The organism is Micromonospora sp. DT233 (assembly GCF_049841815.1).
Taxonomy (GTDB): Bacteria; Actinomycetota; Actinomycetes; order Mycobacteriales; family Micromonosporaceae; genus Micromonospora.
Map to the genome: position 1 here is coordinate 83,867 of NZ_JBNCLB010000007.1, position 18,555 is coordinate 102,421.

14 protein-coding genes and 2 CRISPR repeat arrays (1 of these 16 running past the window's edge) are annotated in these 18,555 nt (G+C 70.1%); of the genes, 11 read left to right on the forward strand and 3 right to left on the reverse strand.

The annotated features are described in order from the left end of the window. Positions 1–1,748: direct repeats of the CRISPR family, unit length 37 nt; unit sequence GCTGCGCCCGGCCTTCGGGTCGGGCGAGGATCGCAAC; it begins 420 nt to the left of the window's first position. A gap of 273 nt (positions 1,749–2,021) precedes the next feature. From cas3 to cas2, 7 genes are all read left to right on the forward strand, one after another. Beyond that, positions 2,022–4,283, forward strand: a complete 2,262-nt coding sequence (gene cas3, locus ACLQ2V_RS17435; RefSeq protein WP_425719551.1) for a CRISPR-associated helicase Cas3' — start codon at positions 2,022–2,024, stop codon at positions 4,281–4,283. 239 nt (positions 4,284–4,522) lie between these two features. Then, a complete protein-coding gene (cas5c, locus tag ACLQ2V_RS17440; protein ID WP_425719723.1) occupies positions 4,523–5,212 on the forward strand; it encodes a type I-C CRISPR-associated protein Cas5c in 690 nt (229 codons plus the stop codon). Then, complete coding sequence (gene cas8c / locus ACLQ2V_RS17445) at positions 5,212–7,038, forward strand: type I-C CRISPR-associated protein Cas8c/Csd1 (RefSeq protein WP_425719724.1); 1,827 nt, start codon at positions 5,212–5,214, stop codon at positions 7,036–7,038. The genes cas5c and cas8c overlap by 1 nt, the downstream gene beginning before the upstream one ends. Then, entirely contained in the window at positions 7,035–7,922 is an 888-nt protein-coding gene (gene cas7c, locus ACLQ2V_RS17450) for a type I-C CRISPR-associated protein Cas7/Csd2 (RefSeq protein ID WP_425719552.1), read from the forward strand. The genes cas8c and cas7c overlap by 4 nt, the downstream gene beginning before the upstream one ends. Then, positions 7,919–8,566: a CRISPR-associated protein Cas4 gene (gene cas4 / locus ACLQ2V_RS17455; protein WP_425719553.1), complete on the forward strand. Its 648-nt coding sequence runs from the start codon at positions 7,919–7,921 to the stop codon at positions 8,564–8,566. Before cas7c ends, cas4 begins: the two co-directional genes overlap by 4 nt. Next, a complete protein-coding gene (cas1c, locus tag ACLQ2V_RS17460) occupies positions 8,559–9,587 on the forward strand; it encodes a type I-C CRISPR-associated endonuclease Cas1c (protein WP_425719554.1) in 1,029 nt (342 codons plus the stop codon). Before cas4 ends, cas1c begins: the two co-directional genes overlap by 8 nt. A 15-nt stretch (positions 9,588–9,602) precedes the next feature. Further along, on the forward strand, positions 9,603–9,881 hold the full coding sequence (gene cas2 / locus ACLQ2V_RS17465; protein WP_425719555.1) for a CRISPR-associated endonuclease Cas2: 279 nt from the start codon (positions 9,603–9,605) through the stop codon (positions 9,879–9,881). 126 nt (positions 9,882–10,007) lie between these two features. Further along, positions 10,008–12,404: direct repeats of the CRISPR family, unit length 37 nt; unit sequence GCTGCGCCCGGCCTTCGGGTCGGGCGAGGATCGCAAC. Between the two features lie 382 nt (positions 12,405–12,786). Here the strand turns inward: cas2 and ACLQ2V_RS17470 are convergent. Both ACLQ2V_RS17470 and ACLQ2V_RS17475 read right to left on the reverse strand, forming a co-directional pair. After that, on the reverse strand, positions 12,787–14,289 hold the full coding sequence (locus tag ACLQ2V_RS17470; RefSeq protein ID WP_425719725.1) for an MFS transporter: 1,503 nt from the start codon (positions 14,287–14,289) through the stop codon (positions 12,787–12,789). Between the two features lie 73 nt (positions 14,290–14,362). Continuing rightward, the gene (locus ACLQ2V_RS17475) at positions 14,363–14,899 is read right to left on the reverse strand and encodes a TetR/AcrR family transcriptional regulator (RefSeq protein WP_425719556.1); all 537 of its coding nucleotides are present in this window, start codon (positions 14,897–14,899) and stop codon (positions 14,363–14,365) included. A 64-nt stretch (positions 14,900–14,963) separates the two neighbouring features. On the opposite strand from ACLQ2V_RS17475, the gene ACLQ2V_RS17480 reads away from it, so the two are divergent. From ACLQ2V_RS17480 to ACLQ2V_RS17495, 4 genes are all read left to right on the forward strand, one after another. Continuing rightward, the gene (locus ACLQ2V_RS17480; RefSeq protein ID WP_425719557.1) at positions 14,964–15,368 is read left to right on the forward strand and encodes a nuclear transport factor 2 family protein; all 405 of its coding nucleotides are present in this window, start codon (positions 14,964–14,966) and stop codon (positions 15,366–15,368) included. A 3-nt stretch (positions 15,369–15,371) separates the two neighbouring features. Beyond that, entirely contained in the window at positions 15,372–15,860 is a 489-nt protein-coding gene (locus ACLQ2V_RS17485; protein WP_425719558.1) for an SRPBCC domain-containing protein, read from the forward strand. 43 nt (positions 15,861–15,903) lie between these two features. Then, on the forward strand, positions 15,904–17,445 hold the full coding sequence (locus tag ACLQ2V_RS17490; protein WP_425719559.1) for a hypothetical protein: 1,542 nt from the start codon (positions 15,904–15,906) through the stop codon (positions 17,443–17,445). A gap of 130 nt (positions 17,446–17,575) precedes the next feature. After that, entirely contained in the window at positions 17,576–17,821 is a 246-nt protein-coding gene (locus ACLQ2V_RS17495) for an acyl carrier protein (RefSeq protein ID WP_425719560.1), read from the forward strand. 21 nt (positions 17,822–17,842) lie between these two features. Here the strand turns inward: ACLQ2V_RS17495 and ACLQ2V_RS17500 are convergent, their stop codons facing one another. Next, positions 17,843–18,550, reverse strand: a complete 708-nt coding sequence (locus ACLQ2V_RS17500; RefSeq protein WP_425719561.1) for a hypothetical protein — start codon at positions 18,548–18,550, stop codon at positions 17,843–17,845. Between the last annotated feature and the right edge of the window lie 5 nt (positions 18,551–18,555).

The window sequence follows — 18,555 nt, forward strand, 5'->3', positions numbered from 1 at the left end:
GTCCGGGGCCCCGGGCGTGGTGCTGCGCCCGGCCTTCGGGTCGGGCGAGGATCGCAACCTGCGGAAGGCGTGGGAGCAGTGCGGGCCGTTTGACTTGCTGCGCCCGGCCTTCGGGTCGGGCGAGGATCGCAACCAGAGGGCGACCGGTGGCTCATCCCACGCCCGGCGGTGCTGCGCCCGGCCTTCGGGTCGGGCGAGGATCGCAACACCCTGCTCTACGAGACGTCGACGCCGATCAACCGGCTGCGCCCGGCCTTCGGGTCGGGCGAGGATCGCAACCTCGACGTAGTCCTCGGCGGCCTGGCCGTTGAGGTGGCTGCGCCCGGCCTTCGGGTCGGGCGAGGATCGCAACTCGATCTGAATGTCGATGTCTTCGACCAGCCGTAGCAAGCTGCGCCCGGCCTTCGGGTCGGGCGAGGATCGCAACGGCCTGAACGTCGGCGCCCTACTCGTGAAGGTCGGCTAGCTGCGCCCGGCCTTCGGGTCGGGCGAGGATCGCAACACCGGCCCTGAGCTGCGTCTGGGGGCATGGTGGGGGCACGCTGCGCCCGGCCTTCGGGTCGGGCGAGGATCGCAACCCGTCCAGGATCACGAACTGCACAGCGGGCGACGGGGCGCTGCGCCCGGCCTTCGGGTCGGGCGAGGATCGCAACCTGACCCGCCTACTCAACCCGGCTACCGACACCCGCGCTGCGCCCGGCCTTCGGGTCGGGCGAGGATCGCAACCCCCGTTGTGGAACACGATCCAGGATGGATGGGGCAAGCTGCGCCCGGCCTTCGGGTCGGGCGAGGATCGCAACGACCATGAGCGCGCACTGAGCGGCGAGCGCGTTCCGGCTGCGCCCGGCCTTCGGGTCGGGCGAGGATCGCAACGACTGAGCATCGAGCAACCCGAACACCGGGTTCGTCGCTGCGCCCGGCCTTCGGGTCGGGCGAGGATCGCAACCTCGTTGATCTCTTGGATTTCCTCGAAGTTCGTCCATGCTGCGCCCGGCCTTCGGGTCGGGCGAGGCTCGCAACACCACGTCCGGTGCGGTCAAGACCGGCGAGGTCGAGGCTGCGCCCGGCCTTCGGGTCGGGCGAGGATCGCAACGTCTCCAGCTGCTTCATGCGGGGATCCCAGGCCCCGTGCTGCGCCCGGCCTTCGGGTCGGGCGAGGATCGCAACGATGACGTCTGCGGCGGCGGTGTCGCCGCTTTTCCGGCTGCGCCCGGCCTTCGGGTCGGGCGAGGATCGCAACAGTGACCCGAGGATGACGCCGCTGACGATCTCCCGCGCTGCGCCCGGCCTTCGGGTCGGGCGAGGATCGCAACATCAGGGCGGCCACCCGGTCGTAGGCGGTGGTCCAGCTGCGCCCGGCCTTGGGGTCGGGCGAGGATCGCAACAACGCCCGTTCCATGTTTTCGATCTCGGGCGGGGGCTGCGCCCGGCCTTCGGGTCGAGCGAGGATCGCAACATGGCCCGGTCGACTGCGATGCCCACGGACTGGAGGCTGCGCCCGGCCTTCGGGTCGGGCGAGGATCGCAACGCGATGGCGGGCACCCAGTCCACGCGGAGCTTGCCAGCTGCGCCCGGCCTTCGGGTCGGGCGAGGATCGCAACTTGCACGACAACAAGTACAAAGCGGAAGCGGTCAAGGTGCTGCGCCGGGCCTTCGGGTCAGGCGAGGATCGCAACTACCCGCCGCAGGCGTTATAGGTCACCGGCTACCGGCTGCGCCCGGCCTTTGGGTCGGGCGAGGATCGCAACGCCAGACGTCCCCGCCTCGCGTCGCAGCCCCAGCACCGCTGCGCCGGCCTTCGGGTCGAGCTTCTGCACATGGTGCCCTTATACGCGCAGCTCACGGTCCAGTCCCGCAGCTCACCAGAGCACTTCTACGCTTCGGGCGCAACTCCTACCTCAGAAGGTAAAGAACCTTCCAACTCGCCCGGTGTGTTCTGCCGCCTGACTTCGGCAGCCGCCGATAGCATCCAAGCATCGGTCTCTAAACCCGAAAATCCCACTCAGTTGCTAGGAGTTTCCGTGCCTGGTCGTCTGTGGGCGCATAGTCCTGCTGCTGGCAGCAACCAGTGGCATTCGCTGGCCGATCATCTTCGTAGCACTGCCAAGTTGGCGCATCGGTTTGCCGCCCCGTTCGGTGGGGGTGATGTGGCCTACTGGCTCGGTGCGCTGCACGATGTGGGAAAGGCGGCCTGCGCCTGGCAGGACAAGCTTGCTGCCGTCGCATCAACCGATCGTCCTGTCGGCATCGACCACAAGTCACTCGGCACCCGGATTGCGTATGAGCGCGGCCTCGGCGGTTTTGCCGGTGCGGTCTTCGGCCATCATGGTGGACTGATCGACACGCCAAACCTTCGGAGGGCGTTCCAGGGACGGTTGACAGCCGAGCCGGACAACATGGCGTCCGCCGAACGGGAACTGGCCGGATTGTTGCCGGAGCTGCCGCAGCGGCTCGGCCATCTCATACCAGCGGAATGGCGGGCTGATCCCTTGGTGGGGGAGATGGCGCTGCGGCTGTGCTACAGCGCTCTGGTCGACGCCGACAGCCTGGACACTAGCGCGCACTTTCAGAGGCTGGATGGCCCTCGGGTCCGCCCGGAGGCCGACTTTGGTCATCTTTACAAGCTGTTCGAGCAGCGGCGGCACGATGAACTCGTCGGTCGCGGCAACACTTCGATAGGCACATTGCGAGAGCAGGTCTACGCCGACTGTCTCACGGCGGCCGAGCGGGATCAGGGCGTGTTCCGCCTGGGTGCGCCGACCGGGGCCGGGAAGACCCTCGCGAGCGGCGGGTTTGCGCTGCGGCACGCGGAGAAGCACGGCCTACGCCGGGTAATCGTCGCGGTCCCGTTTTTGACCATCACCGAGCAGAACGCGGACGTCTACCGCCGGTTGCTCGACGAGAAGTGCGGCGAGCCGGTCGTCCTGGAACACCACAGCCAGGTCGACTTCGACGACCCGCAAGCCGGCCGGTGGGCGCGGTTGGCGGCCGAGAATTGGGACGCGCCCTTCGTCGTCACCACCTTCGTGCGGCTCTTCGAGTCGTTGTACGCCCGCAAGCCGTCGGCGATGCGCCGGTTGCACCGGCTCGCCAACTCGGTGATCGTGTTGGACGAGGTGCAGGCCCTGCCGCACGCCATGCTCGCGCCGATCCTCGACGGACTCCGGCTGCTCGTGCGGCACTTCGGCGCAACCGTGCTGCTCTCCTCGGCGACGCAGCCGAGCTTCTGGGCGCTGGACGAGTTCAGGGACGTGCCCTGCGTCGACCTGATCCACGACACTCCAAAGCTGGTCAGCGACCTGCGCAGGGTCCGCTACGAATGGCAGCTCGACCCGAGGCCCACGCTGGACGACATCGCCGACCAGGCCGTCTCGGAAAGCTCGGCGCTGGTCGTGGTCAACACGACAGCGGACGCGCAGACCGTGTACGACCGCTGGCACGACGCCGAGGCTGACGGGGTGGCCTGGCACCTGTCCACCCGGATGTGCCCCGACCACCGGCGCAGGGTCCTCGAGCGGGTACGGGCACGCCTCGGCCGGGGCGAGCGCGTCCTGCTCGTGGCCACCCAACTCATCGAGGCCGGGGTGGACGTCGACTTTCCGGTGGTGTTCCGTGCGATGGCACCGGCCGACTCGCTCTTGCAGGCGGCCGGGCGAGCCAACCGCGAGGGGCGGACGCCGGACGGCGGCCGGGTGGTCGTGTTCGCGCCGGCCGACGGCGGACAGCCACCGCCGTACAAGATGCTGGTCGGCTGCACCGGGCGTCAGTTCGGACCGGACAAGGTCGACCCGGACGACCTGGAAGCGCTCGGGCGCTACTACCGCAACGTGTACGACATGCTCAATCTCGCCGACAACCATCACGTTGGGCAGCGCATCCAGCAGGCTCGGCAGCGGTGGGAGTTCGAGACCGTCGCGGAGGGGCCGATGGATGCCAGCACCAGGCGGCGGGATCGGAAGCTGGCGTTCCGGATGATCGAAGATGACGGAATCAGCGTGGTGACCCCGCAGGGGGCCGAGACGCCGGAACTGCGGCGTGAACTGGAACAGTTGGTGGTGGAACTGCGTCGGGCGCCGGTTCCGGAGCTGACGAAGCTGCGCCGTTTACAGGCGTACACCACGAGCCTTCACCCCAGCGTGCTGCGCCGACCCGGCGTGGTCGCACTGCTGCGGCCGATTCTCGGCAGCGAGGTGCGGCGGGGCGCACTGGTCGAATGGATCGGCGAGTATGACGATGCCACCGGCATCAACCTCGACCCGAACCTGGAGCAGTTCGTCTTCTGACGGCGGACTGCGGAGTCGTGAATAGATAGAAGATCGTAAAGCCGCAGGGTGAGGCTCACCGGCGTCTCGGTGAGTGGCAACTGTCGTCTAGCGGACCGATGACCGAACTTGTCGTACGGGTCGTGCATGATCGCACCTGCTGTGCGACGGGCCCGCTGATTTTGTGGTTTGGTTCCTTCTCGATCGTATGTTCGACTGCGCTGGTTCTTAGGTGGAGGATTTCTGTTGTGACGACCGATGTGGTCAACGGGGTGACTCTGCGACGGAGCGCGGAGGGTGAACTCCCGGTTGTGGTGCAGGTCAGTGGCGATGCGGCGTTGTTCTCCCGGCCCGAGTTGAAGGTGGAACGGGTCAGCTATCCGGTGATGACCCCGTCCGCTGCGGTGGGCGTCCTCGAATCGATCTTCTGGAAGCCGGAGATGCGGTACCAGATCGTCGCGATCGAGGTGCTCAAGCCGGTTAAGCAGTTCTCGGTCCGGCGCAACGAGACCTCGGACGTCGCGCCGTTCGCCGAGGCGATCAAGGGCACCCGCCGGGTCGACACGGCCGCGCACCGCGACCAGCGCAACGCCGTCTGCCTGCGCGACGTGGCGTACCGAATTCACGCCCACATCGAGGTGGCCGCGCACGCGACCAAGCCGGTCGCGGCGTATCGGGATCAGCTTCGCCGCCGGGTCCGCAAGGGAGCTTGCTTTCAGCAGCCGTACCTCGGCACCCGGGAGTTCAGCGCCGACTTCGGCTGGCCGGATGACACCCCCCGCGCGGACGTCAACGAGGAAATCGGCATCATGCTGCACTCCATCCACCGCGACGGCACCTCCGCCCAACCCCGGATGGAATGGTTCGCCGCCCGGGTCGTCGCCGGCGTGCTCTATGTGCCCGAACGCGGGATCGAGCTGGCCCTCCCGGTGGAAGGCCAGGTGGCCTAGTGCTGCTGCAAAGGCTGGTGGAGTATGCCGACACCAGCAAGGACGTCGTCCCGCCGTTCTACGCCCGCAAGCCCGTCCGCTGGAACGTGGAAATCGACGGCAACGGCGTACCTCGGGGTGACCTTGTCGACACGGCGGACAGGACCGACCCGAGCCGTAAGTTCGGCGCGACCTCGCTGGTGCCAGCGGTGACCCGGACCGTCGGGATCTCGCCTGTGCTCGCGGTCGACAACGGGGAATATGTCTTCGGTTGGCTCTCCGAGGGTGCCAAGCCGGAGCGGGTCGTGAAGCAGCACGACGCCTTCCGCGCCCTGATCAATGAGTGGGCCGCCGCCGAGCCCGATGGCCCAGGCCCGGCCATCGCCGCCTATTACCGCGACGGGCACGCCGCCAAGCTGGAACCGCCGGCCGACTGGGGCAGGGGAGACCTGATCAGCTTCTGGGTCGACGGGGCCTACGCAGCGGACTCCCCAGCGGCGCGGCGGTTCTGGGCCGGGGTGGCCGGTGACCGGAAAGGCTCGGGGCGGTCCGGCCTGTGCCTGGTCTGCGGGCAGATGCAGCCGCTGCTCCAGACCGTGCCGCAGCAGATTCCTCGGCGGTGGGTGCCCGGCGCTACCAACAACGCGTCGCTGGTCAGCATGAACGAGGCCACGCACGGCTACGAGCTGCAAAAGTTCCTGACCAACACGCCGATCTGCGCCGGCTGCGGCCTCAAGTTCATGACCGCGCTGACCGATCTGCTCTCCAACCCGCTGCATAGCACCGCCCTGTCCGGGCAGAACGCCCGGCTCGCCTGGTGGGTGCTGGGCGGCTCGACCTTCGACCCGTGGGCGACCGTCGAACAGCCGGACCCTGCCCACATCCGGGACCTGGTCGCCAGCCCCGCTCGCGGCACGGAAGCGATGGTTGACGGCCAGTCGCGGTACTGCTCGGTGACCGTGGGCGGCAACGTCGCCCGCGTGGTCGTCCGCGACTGGGTGGAGCTGCCGGTCAGCCAGGTCAAGGAGAACATCCGGGTCTGGTTCGGCGACCACGAGATCGTCGATGCCTGGACCGGCGAGGTGGTGAGGGTCAAGGCCTCGCAGTTGGCGCGGGCGGCGGGTCGGTTCGAGGCCGGACGGAACGGGGGCCCCGGAACCTGGGCCAAGTTCGGCGCCACCGGGGAGCAGCGTCCGCCCGACATGTTCCACCGGCTGCTCAGCTCCGCGCTGCTCAGGCGGCCGCTGCCGCCGAAGCTGCTGAACCACGTCATCAACCGGATCCGGATCGACGGCCGGCTCGACGCGGCCCGCGCCGCGCTGATTCGACTCGCACTTCGCCGCCACCCGAACCTGCCACTGCCTGAACGAGAGAGGCTGACACCCGACTTGAACGTAGAGAACAAGACACCGGCCTACGTGTCCGGCCGCATCGTCGCCGTCATGGACGACCTGCAACGGACCGTGTTCCGGGTTGCCGACCAGAACCTGAATACTACTTTTGCCGAGCGCTACTTTGCCCGGGCCATCGACAACCCGCAGGTCGTCATCGTCGCCGGTCGCCGCAACGTGGTGGCATGGCTCAAGCGACTGCGCGGGCCCCTGCGTCGGCCGCAGTGGTCCGACGCCTACGAACGCCGACTCGACGACCTGTTCGTCCAGATCGACGCGATCCCCGCCGGTGCGGTGCTGACCGACAAGGCGCAGTTCATCCTCGGCTACCACCAGCAGCGGGCCGAGATGCGGGTCGAACGACTTGCGGCGGCCGCGAACAAGAAGAAGACCGACCTACCCCCAGAGCCCGCCGACGCGGCGCCGAGCACCGCCGACCAAGGAGACGACGCATGACCGCCGCCCACCTCGACCCGACCCGCCGCCACGACGCGGTCCTGCTGTTCGACGTCAGCGACGGCAACCCCAACGGCGACCCGGACGCCGGCAACCAGCCGCGCACCGACGACGAGACCGGGCAGGGCCTGGTCACCGACGTGGCGGTCAAGCGCAAGATCCGCGACACCGTGTCGCTGCTGCGGGGCGACGACCCCCGGTACGGCATCTTCGTCGAGGCCGGCCACGCCCTGAACACGCGCATCGACGGTGCCTACGTCGCCACGCCGCCCAAGGTCAGCAACAAGCCGACCCCGGCCGAGATCGCCGCGGCCCAGCAATGGCTCTGCCAGCGCTACTTCGACATCCGGATGTTCGGCGCGGTGCTCAGCACCGGCAAGAGCGGCGGTGCCGGGCAGGTCCGCGGCCCGTTGCAGCTCACCTTCGCCCGCAGCATCGACCCGATCCTGCCCGCCGACCACACCATCACCCGGGTCACCCAGACCCGCCAGGATGACATCGACAAGGGAGAGCGTACGGAAATCGGCTCCAAGTGGACCGTCCCGTACGGCCTCTACCGGGCGCACCTGTTCTACTCTGCGCCCCGTGCCGCGAAGACCGGCGTGACCAGCGATGACCTGGCCGCACTGTGGCAGGCGGTCACGGTCATGCTCGATCACGATCGGGCCGCTACCCGGGGCGAGATGAAGCTCTGCGGTCTCTACGTCTTCAGCCACCCCGACGCCCTCGGCGTCGCCCCGTCCGCCGCCCTGACCCAACGCATCACGGTGAAGCGCAACGACGACAAGCCCGCGCGCGCTCACACCGACTACACCCGCACCATCAACGAGTCCGGGCTTCCGGACGGCGTGGAGCTGACCAAGCTGGTCGACCTCTGGCTGTGACCGACGGCCCCACGTCCAGCGGCACCGACCTTCGGGAGGTGCCGCTGTCCGCGCTGGAACACTTCGCCTACTGCCACCGGCAGACCGCGCTGATCCACGTCGAGGGCGTCTGGTCGGAAAGCGTCGAGACCGTACGTGGCGACCTCAGCCATGCCAACGTCGACCTGCCCGGCCTTCAACGACGGCGGGGCCTCACCGTGATCCGGTCACTGCCGGTGTGGAGCCACACCCACGGGCTACGCGGGATCTGTGACGTCGTCGAGTTCGAGAAGGGCACGGCGACACCGGTCGAGTACAAGGTCGGGCGGTACAAGGCCGGCGGGCCCGCCGAGCTGCAACTCGGTGGGCAGGCGCTCTGCCTGCTCGAAGCCGGCTTCGACGTGCCCACCGGCTACATCTATTCCGTTGCCGAACGGCGACGGCACCCCGTACCCATCGACGTCGAACTGCTCGACCGGGTCGTGGCCGCGACCGTCGCCGTACGCCGGCTGCTGGAAACCCCGGCGTTGCCGGCGGCGCGCAACGACGCCCGCTGCCGGCGATGCTCCCTGCGCGAGGACTGCCTGCCCGAGCTGACCGACGGCCGACAGCAGGCCCGACCCGACCTGTTGACCCCACGACCATTGGGACAGTGGCGTGACTGAACTGCTCAACACCCTCTACGTGCAGACCCCCGGCACCAGCCTGCGCCTCGACGGCGACACCGTCCGGATCTACCACCCCGACCAGCCCGGACGCCGGCTGCTACCGCTCGTACGGCTCGACCACCTGGTCCTGTTCAGCGGGGTGACACCCACCGACGAGCTGCTGCTGCGCTGCGCCGACGACGGCCGCTCGGTCAGCTGGCTGACCGGCAGCGGGCGTTTTCGAGCCGGCCTGGTCGGCCCCACTCGGGGCAATCCGCTGCTCCGCCAAGCCCAGCACCGGGCTGCCGACGCGCCGGGCCGGCAGTTGCCGATCGCGGTCGCCATCGTCGCCGGGAAGATCCACAACGCGCGGCAAGTGCTGCTGCGCACCGCCCGGGACGCCAAGGGACACCGGCAGACCGCGCTGCGGGCGAGCGCCGAACTGCTCGCCGGGCGACTTGAACTACTCGCCACCGCAGCCAGCACCAACGAAGTGCTCGGTGCCGAAGGCATCGCCGCCCGCGACTACTTCGCCGCCATGCCGTACCTGCTCGGGGAGAGCAAGGATTGGAAGGCGTCCGGGCGCAACAAGCGACCGCCCACCGACCCGCTGAACTGCCTGCTCTCCTTCCTGTACGGCATGCTGCGCGTCGCTGTCCAAGGCGCGCTGGAACAGGTCGGACTCGACCCGTACATCGGCTTCCTGCATGCCGTCCGGCCGGGCAAGCCCGCTCTCGCCCTGGACCTGATGGAAGAGTTCCGGCCGCTGCTGGCCGACCGGCTCGCGCTCACCATGCTCAACCGGCGCGAGCTGACACCGACCGACTTCGAAGGGCTGCCCAACGGGGCGTACCGGCTCACCGACGGCGGACGGAAGACCGTGCTGGCGGCGTGGCAGCAGAGCAGACAGCGAGACTGGCCGCACGCGCAACTCGGCCGCGAGGTGCCCGCCGCGCTGCTGCCGCTGGTGCAGGCCCGGCTGCTCGCCCGTCACCTACGCGGCGACCTGGCCGTCTACCAGCCGTGGCAGGTGAACTGAGCCATGGACCTACTCGTGACGTACGACGTCGAGACGGTTACGACCCAGGGGCAGCGCCGGCTGCGCAAGGTCGCCAAGATCTGTGAGGCGTACGGGCACCGCGTGCAAAAGTCAGTATTCGAGGTGGTGTGCCGCGAGACGGACAAGGTGCGCTTTGTTGCTGCGCTCCGGGAGGTGATCGATCCGAATCAGGACAGCATCCGGATCTACCGCCTGCCGGCCTACGCGCTTGACGACGTCGAGCATCTCGGCAAGCCGCGCCCGGTCGACCCACGGGGAGCGTTGGTGATCTAGGAACCCCAAGTGAACGCGGATAAAGTCGGAGGTTCCGAAGTGAGAAACTTGGCTTAGATGGACAAAACGGGCTGCGGATACGGTCGGCTGCCATCAGCAAATGGCTATATCTGCTGTTCGGGAAGAGCTGCGCCCGGCCTTCGGGTCGGGCGAGGATCGCAACGACCAGGTCTGACGGCCGATCTCGCCGTCGACCCCGATGCTGCGCCCGGCCTTCGGGTCGGGCGAGGATCGCAACGCTGACCACTCGATCCGGTTGTCCAAGATCGAGCAAGCTGCGCCCGGCCTTCGGGTCGGGCGAGGATCGCAACGTGTTCAGGTCGCATGGCGTACCGCAGCAGATCAGCAGCTGCGCCCGGCCTTCGGGTCGGGCGAGGATCGCAACTACCTGCGCAAGAACGCCCTGACCGACAAGGGAAAGCCGCTGCGCCCGGCCTTCGGGTCGGGCGAGGATCGCAACTTCGACACCCTGAAGGTCGCCGGCCCCATCGTCGGGTTGCTGCGCCCGGCCTTCGGGTCGGGCGAGGATCGCAACCAGCGCCAGGGCGTCGACTGCCAGACGCGCGCGACGGCTGCGCCCGGCCTTCGGGTCGGGCGAGGATCGCAACGTGATCCTCGATGGCAAGAGCGATCGTGTGGAGGATGGCTGCGCCCGGCCTTCGGGTCGGGCGAGGATCGCAACCTGAACGGCCGTAACGCCTTGACGGAGTGCATCGGGCTGCGCCCGGCCTTCGGGTCGGGCGAGGATCGCAACATGCCCATCATGCTCACGGGCTGCTCCATCAAGGAAGGCTGCGCCCGGCCTTCGGGTCGGGCGAGGATCGCAACAGCTCTGCGGGCACGGTGATGTTCAGCGGCTTGTCGGGCTGCGCCCGGCCTTCGGGTCGGGCGAGGATCGCAACGGTCGCCCACAATGGCGAGCGCGAGGTACTGCGGGGGGGCTGCGCCCGGCCTTCGGGTCGGGCGAGGATCGCAACCCGCGACGGTGGCACGGCCGACGGCCGGGATCACGGCGCTGCGCCCGGCCTTCGGGTCGGGCGAGGATCGCAACCCCGATGATCCTGAGCCGTCGCGCACCATCACCGCCTGGCTGCGCCCGGCCTTCGGGTCGGGCGAGGATCGCAACATCGGTGGCCTATTCAGGCCGGCTACGCCTTGACGGTGCTGCGCCCGGCCTTCGGGTCGGGCGAGGATCGCAACCTGTCGGGCGCGTACCTCGTCGTGAAGGGAGACACGACGCTGCGCCCGGCCTTCGGGTCGGGCGAGGATCGCAACCACGGTCAGCGCCTCGACGCGCTCGACATACACGAGGCTGCGCCCGGCCTTCGGGTCGGGCGAGGATCGCAACGTCGGCGTCCGGGGCGAGGCCGAACGTGCGCCGCTTGCTGCGCCCGGCCTTCGGGTCGGGCGAGGATCGCAACTCCTTCCTGCTCCGCATCCCGCTGGAGCTGGTCGGGCTGCGCCCGGCCTTCGGGTCGGGCGAGGATCGCAACGTTGCCGGTCGAGATCAGTGCACCGGCCCATCCGCGCTGCGCCCGGCCTTCGGGTCGGGCGAGGATCGCAACGTCGCGGGCGCCCCGTCCTGGTCGTCGACTGGCAGGCTGCGCCCGGCCTTCGGGTCGGGCGAGGATCGCAACCGATGTTTGGGTTGGCCGGAGGGCCATAGTCGTCATGCTGCGCCCGGCCTTCGGGTCGGGCGAGGATCGCAACCTCACCGCCATGCAGGCCGCCTCGCTGGTCGCCGCCGGCTGCGCCCGGCCTTCGGGTCGGGCGAGGATCGCAACGTGGTGTCGTTGGTGGTGACCGTGACCCCGGTCAACGCTGCGCCCGGCCTTCGGGTCGGGCGAGGATCGCAACCCGGCGCGGTGGCATCCGCTGCTGGACTGCATCGTGCTGCGCCCGGCCTTCGGGTCGGGCGAGGATCGCAACCACCGCCCGCCGCAGGCCGTCCTCGGTGACCCACCCGGCTGCGCCCGGCCTTCGGGTCGGGCGAGGATCGCAACACCGGCGAGGCGGTCGCGCTCGCCCGCACCTGGAAGCTGCGCCCGGCCTTCGGGTCGGGCGAGGATCGCAACGTCAACCCGACCTCGGCCGCCAACACCTCCGCCGCGCTGCGCCCGGCCTTCGGGTCGGGCGAGGATCGCAACCCGGCAGGCTTCCCCGTGTTTCCCTCGCTGGGCTGCTCTGGCTGCGCCCGGCCTTCGGGTCGGGCGAGGATCGCAACTTCGGCGGTGCGGGCGCAGCCTTCTTCGGCGGCGGTGGCTGCGCCCGGCCTTCGGGTCGGGCGAGGATCGCAACGGCGGTGAGGTGGTGCAGGTGACGTCGATCGCCGGCACGCTGCGCCCGGCCTTCGGGTCGGGCGAGGATCGCAGCCCGGTGGTGCTCTGCGCCGGCCTCGACGCCACCCCGCAGCTGCGTCCGGCCTTCGGGTCGGGCGAGGATCGCAACGGACCGTCATGCCCTGGATGCGGGCGGCCCGGTCCTCGCTGCGCCCGGCCTTCGGGTCGGGTGAGGATCGCAACGAGTCGCGGCCGACGGACAACGCGCTGCCGGCGCTGGCTGCGCCTGCCTTCGGATCGGGCGAGGATCGCAACATCCGGGCGATCCGCCTGGACCAGGACGGCACCGACGCTGCGCACGGCCGTTACGCCGGGCGAGGATCGCAACATGCCCTCCTGGGCGCTGGACCGCCAGCCGTTGACATGCTGCGTCCGGACATCGTGCCGGACGAGGATTGCAACCACACCCGTTGCGCTCGCACCCGGGCGAGGTGACACCGTGCTCAATCTTGGTGCTGGGCAAGGGCCGCAACCTCGCCAGCCCGGCCAACTGGGCTTCTAGGATCGTCGCTGCGCCCGCCCGGCGCTCCGTCCCGTGCGATGCCTTTCGCAGATGGCGGGGCAGGTTATCGATTATCGCGGGGGGAGGGGATCAGCCACCAGGCCAGGGCGCCGGCGGCGAGGATCAGGGCGGCGGCGACCAGCGACGTGGTCTGCATGGCGACGAGGAACGCGTCCCGGGCCGCCTGGGCGGGCGCGCTGCCCGGTTCGAGCACGGCGAGGGCGGAGCCGAGGGAGTCCTCGGCGCGGTCCCGCACCTCCTGCGGCAGCGTCCCGGGCAGGACGAGTTGCGCGCGGTAGACGACCGTGAGCAGCGAGCCGAGCACGGCGATGCCGAGCACGACGCCGAGTTCGTAGGCGGTCTCGGTCACCGCCGACACCGAGCCCGCCTTGTGCGGCGGTGCGGCCGACAGGACCGCGTCGCCGGCCAGGGTCATCGACAGGCCGACGCCGAGGCCGACGGGGACGAGGCAGAGCGCGAGCCAGACGTACGATGCCTGCCCCGCCGCAGGCGCGACGAGCGCCAGGCCGGCGGCGGCGACGGCGAGGGAGATGGCGATCGCGCGGCCGTGGCCGAGGCGGGTGACGGCGACGCTGACCAGGGCGATCACGGCGATGGACGCGAGGGTGGCGGGGAGTTCGGCGAGGCCGGCCTGTATCGGGGAGAAGCCGCGGGCGAACTGGAGGTACTGGGAGAAGAAGAAGAGCAGGCCGACCAGCCCCAGCACGGAGACGAGGTTGGCGGCGACCGCGCCGGAGAAGGCGGGGTTGCGGAACAGCTCCACGTCGAGCATCGGGTTGGGCAGGCGGCGCTGCCGGCGTACGAAGAGGATGCCGGCGGTCAGGCCGACCACGACGGTCGCGACGATGATCGGGCTGAGGCCGGCGGACGCCAGGTGGGTGATGGCGTAGATGATCGGCGCGACGGTGAGCATCGACAGCCCGGCGGAGAGCATGTCGAAGCGGCCCGGGTTCGGGTCCTTGGACTCGGGCAGCAGGAACAGGCCGGAGATCACCAGGACGAGCATCACCGGCAGGTTGATCAGGAAGACCGAGCCCCACCAGAAGTGTTCGAGCAGGAAGCCGCCGATCATCGGCCCGGCGGCGGAGCCCGCGCCGAAGGCGGCTGACCAGATGGCGACGGCGCGGGTGCGCTCCGCGTCGTCGGGGAAGATGTTGCGGATCAGCGAGAGCGTCGACGGCATCAGCGTCGCGCCGGCGACGCCGAGCAGCAGCCGGGCCACGATCAGCGACTCCGCGCTGGTGGCGAACGCGGCGTAGAGCGACACCAGCCCGAAAAGGGTGGAGCCGGCCAGCAGGATGCGTTTGCGGCCGATCCGGTCGGCGAGGTACCCCATCAGGGCGAGCAGGCCGGCCAGGGCCAGGGAGTAGACGTCGCCGATCCAGAGGATCTGCTCGGCGGTCGGCGCCAGGCTCGCGGTCAGCGACGGCACCGCCAGGGCCAGCACCGTGCCGTCGATGGCGAGCAGGAGTACGGCGCCGGAGAGCACGCCGAGCGCCGCCCAGCGGCGCGCGGGCGACAGGGTGGACGCTGACGTGGGGATCATGGGCACGCCGAAACCGTACCGACGGGGCGGCCGGCTGTCCTATGAGCAGGGCAATCGGTGCCTCGGATGTGCCTCAGGCGTGCTTCAGGCCGGCGAAGACGACCGCGAGGGTATGGGCCTGCAACTGCTCGTCCCAGCCGCCCTGCACGGCTCCTTGGCAGAGGCTGGTGAGGAGCGCCATCACTTCGGGCAGCGCCACCGTGGCGGCGACGACCCCGGATGCCTGGGCCTGGTGCAGTAGCCTGCCGACCGCCTGCTCCAGGGGGCTCACCGCGTCGGGTAACCGGATCTCCACCCCGGATCGGGTGAGCAGGTCGACGACGGTTTTCTTCGCCGCCGCCTGCGCCACCAGGTGGGTGAGGAAGGCGAAGAGATCAAGATTCTCGGCCGCCGCCATGAGCTGCGTCAGCAGTCGCTTCATGATCGCGGCGAGCAGGTCGTCCTTGGTGGGGAAGTGGCGGAAGACCGTGCCGATGGCAACGCCCGCCCGGCGGGCCACCTCCTCGGTGGAGGAGCGGGGGCCGTGCTCGGCGAAGACTGCCTCGGCGGCGTCCAGGATGCGCGCCCGGTTCCGGCGCGCGTCTGCGCGCAGTGGCGATCCCTCTATCAAAATGAGTCTCCACTCATTATCCTGGGCTAAGTTGAGTCAGGGCTCATTATCCGGGGAGGGCGAGATGACGCCAACCGAAATCTTCGACAACATGCGGGCCCGGTGGCTGGCGAACCAGCCGACCTACCAGGCCGACCTGCTCGCCGACGACGTGGTGCTCGAAATGCCGTTCGCCGCCGCCGGGCACCCCACGCGTGTCGAGGGCAAGCAACGGGTGCTGCAATACACGCGGGAAGGTCGGTCGGCGTTCCCGGTCCGGTTCGACGACTGCCGCACCGTGGCCCTCCATGTCACCGCCGACGCCGACACCATCGTGGTGGAATACGCACTGGTCGGCACCCACACCACGACCGGGGCGACCGCCTCGGCGCCGTTCATCGCAGTGCTGCGAACCCGGGACGGCAAGTTGGCCCACTGGCGTGAATACCAACACACCCTCGCCATCGCCCAGGCCGTCGGTCAGGGATAGGGGGTGGAGCAGGATGATCGCCTCATGAAGTCGACCCGGGTCACCCAGCACGTCCGCGCGCCCCGTTCGGCCGTCTACCGTGCCCTGCTGGACGCCGACGCGATCGCCACGTGGCGGGTGCCGGCCGGCATGACCGGCCACGTGCACGAGTTCGATGCCCGCGAGGGCGGCGCGTTCCGGGTCTCGCTGACGTACGCCGCGCCGGAGCGCGTCGGGAAGTCGGGGACGCACACCGACACGTACCACGGCATTTTCGGCACGCTGGTGCCGGACACCCGGGTGGTCGAGGTGATCGAGTTCGAGACCGCCGACCCCGCGTACGGCGGCGTGATGACGATGACCACGACGCTCGCCGACGCCGACGGCGGCACGGAGGTCGTCGTCGTGCACGAGGGGCTGCCCGCCGGAGTCAGTGCCGCCGACAACGCCGCCGGCACCCGGATGGCCCTGGCGAACCTGGCGCGGTTCGTCGAGGCCGCGCAGCGCCCCTGACGCGGGCCCTCGCACGAAGGTCCACTGTGGCTAGGATCGCTTCGTGAACGACTGGGGACCGCTGGGTGTCGACTACTGCCAGTACCGGGTGTACACCGTGCCGGGCGTGTCCGACCTGGAGATCTACTGTCTCGGCGACGACCTGCTGCACGTCGGCGGGCCGAACGGGTTCACCGGCTTCAGCGGCACCCATACCGGTCAGGTCGAGGCCCGGGTCCGGGTCCTGCCGGCCCCGCCGCCACCAGACGGTGAGCCGACGCGGGACGGCGGGCAGACCGGCGGCTGGGACGCGATCAGTGAGGCGACCATCTGGAGCCCCACCGGCCTGTTGTCGGTCGTCAGCATCATGGGCGGCGGCGCGGATAATTCCCTCCTGGACGTCGCCGTCCCGCGCGGGCTGATCCGGGTGCGGGTGCACGCCCGCGACCGCCTGCACGAGACCCGTCGCACCGACGACGACCCGCCCGAGCAGCACGAGCTGCACGTCTGGGCGGTGGCCGAGGAGACCCCCTGGCGAACCGTGCTGGCCGACCCGAACGGGCGCGGCTGGGAGCAGAAACCGCAGCGGGCCGCCGAGTGGGCGATGCTGTCGCTGGTGCCGCGCCCGGCCTACCGCCCGCACCCAGCCCTGCGGTCGCGGCCGGTCGACCCGTACACGAACGACTCCGGCCTGGACCGGGTGACGGTGGTTCGCCACCGGCGCGCGCCGGTCGAGGTGCCGGTGGGGGTGCTCCCCGTCGGTGACCTGGAGGTCCGGCTGGATCGGGTCGACGACGAGACGTTCACCTGGTCGTGGGCCACCGCCGCCGAGCCGATCTTCCCCGACCCGCTGACCACGCTGCCCGACGACGAGCCGAGCACCGTGCGGCTGACGTCCGGCCCCGACGGCGTCACGCTGCGGCACGAGGGGGTGCTGGGCCGGCACGCCTTCGCCCTCGGCCTGATCTGGGACCACCTGCTCGACACCGCCGGGGCGTACCCGTGGCTGCCGGCGTTGCGGGCGCAGGCCGCCAAGGCGACCGAAAAGGCGGCACGGTCCGCCGCGTGGGCGGAGCAGGAGCGCCGGCGGCGGGCCGAGCGCGAGGCCGAACAGTGGGGCGGCGCCGCGCCGTCGGATCGGGTCCGTGACCTCCTCAGCCAGGCGGGTTTCCTCGCCCGGATCGATCGCCCGCTGCTCGACCGCATCGAGGCGCTGCCCGCCGACCGCCAACGCGAGACGGCCTGCTGGGCGGCCCGCCGCGCGGCGCGGGCGGCCGGGCTGGAGCAGGTCGAATGGGTCGCCGGGGCGCTCGCCGACGCCGAGGCCGGGCGCCCACTGGCCCCACTGCCCATCGAGCACCTCGGCCACACCCAGTACGTCTGGCTCGTCGCCGACCCCGCGCCGCCGCACGCCACCGTCTCGCTTCAGCCGGACGACGTGTCGCGGGGTGCGGGTGACGTCGAGCTGGCCGGGTACCTCGCGGTGCGGGCCCTGGCGGCCGACGATCCGCTGGTCGCGGCGATCGACGCCGTCTACCACGCGGCCAACGCGCACGGCGGCGATCGCGACCGCTTTCTCGCCGACGCCCACGCCGCCCTGCGCTGAGCGTGACGTCGCCTCCGATCCGGCCTCCGACGTGGGAGGACTCGTTGGCGTATTCCCGCCGGGTGACTACGGTTGCTGCCGGGCGTCGCCCGAGCACCACCCCGTCCGAGGCGAGAGTGGGAACAACGCGTTGACCGAGCAGCACATCGCCGTACCAGCGACCGGCCACCACGACGCCGTCCTGCGGATCGTCGCCGACGTGCTGAAGGTGCCGCACGTCGCGGCGACCGACAGCTTCTACGACTTCGGCGGCACCTCCCTGCAGGCCATGCGGATCTGCGCCCGCATCGGCAAGGAGCTGGGTGTGCGCGTCAGCCCGGAGGTCCTCTTCGACAGCGACACCCTCGCCGGCGTGATCGCGGCGACCGAGCCCTGAGCGCCGACCGCGATTCCAGCCCTACTGGCCGGCCGCGTTGGCGCGGATCGCAATGTCGACGTGGTCGCCCATGGCCGGGTCGACGCTGCAGTGCAACCCGAGGTCGGTGATGCGGCCGTCGCGGATGTTCCACTCGTGGGCACCCGGATCGCGGCCGAGTATCGGACCGAGCGCGTCGATTGTGGCTTTCCACAGATTCGACCAAGCGCGGCGGGGCCCCACCACGAACGCAAGCTGGAGGGCGACACCGCCTTCGGGCAATGGCCGTTCCATGCTGATCTGACTGCGAATTTGTTGCTTGTAGGCAGTGGAGGCCGACGACGCCGTCGTGCGTACCTGAAAGGAGTACGTTCCACCGGGGTCGGGGATTCGTTCAGCCGCGCCGACCGCGACCGAGGATGTCGGGGCATGCCGCTTCCTGGCCCAGACCGAGGCGAACTGCCGACCAGAGGCCGCGGCAAGCTTCGGGACAAGGGGGTACAGGTAGTTGTCGAGGTCGTTGCGTGCGAGCAGGGGTACGGTGCCCGGCAACGCCACGTCCAGCCGCAGCGCGAGCGGATGGAGTGCGCAGCGCAGTTGCTCGGCGACGATCGAGTGAACCTCGGCGATGAACGCCGCGGACCGATTCTGGCTCGGTGAGCCGGCTCGGTCCCAGCTGGCAAGGGCTGCCGGGGTGTCGAGCATGCTGCCTACGGCCTCGGGTGGCGCATAGAAGACAGACGTGGTCACGCGCG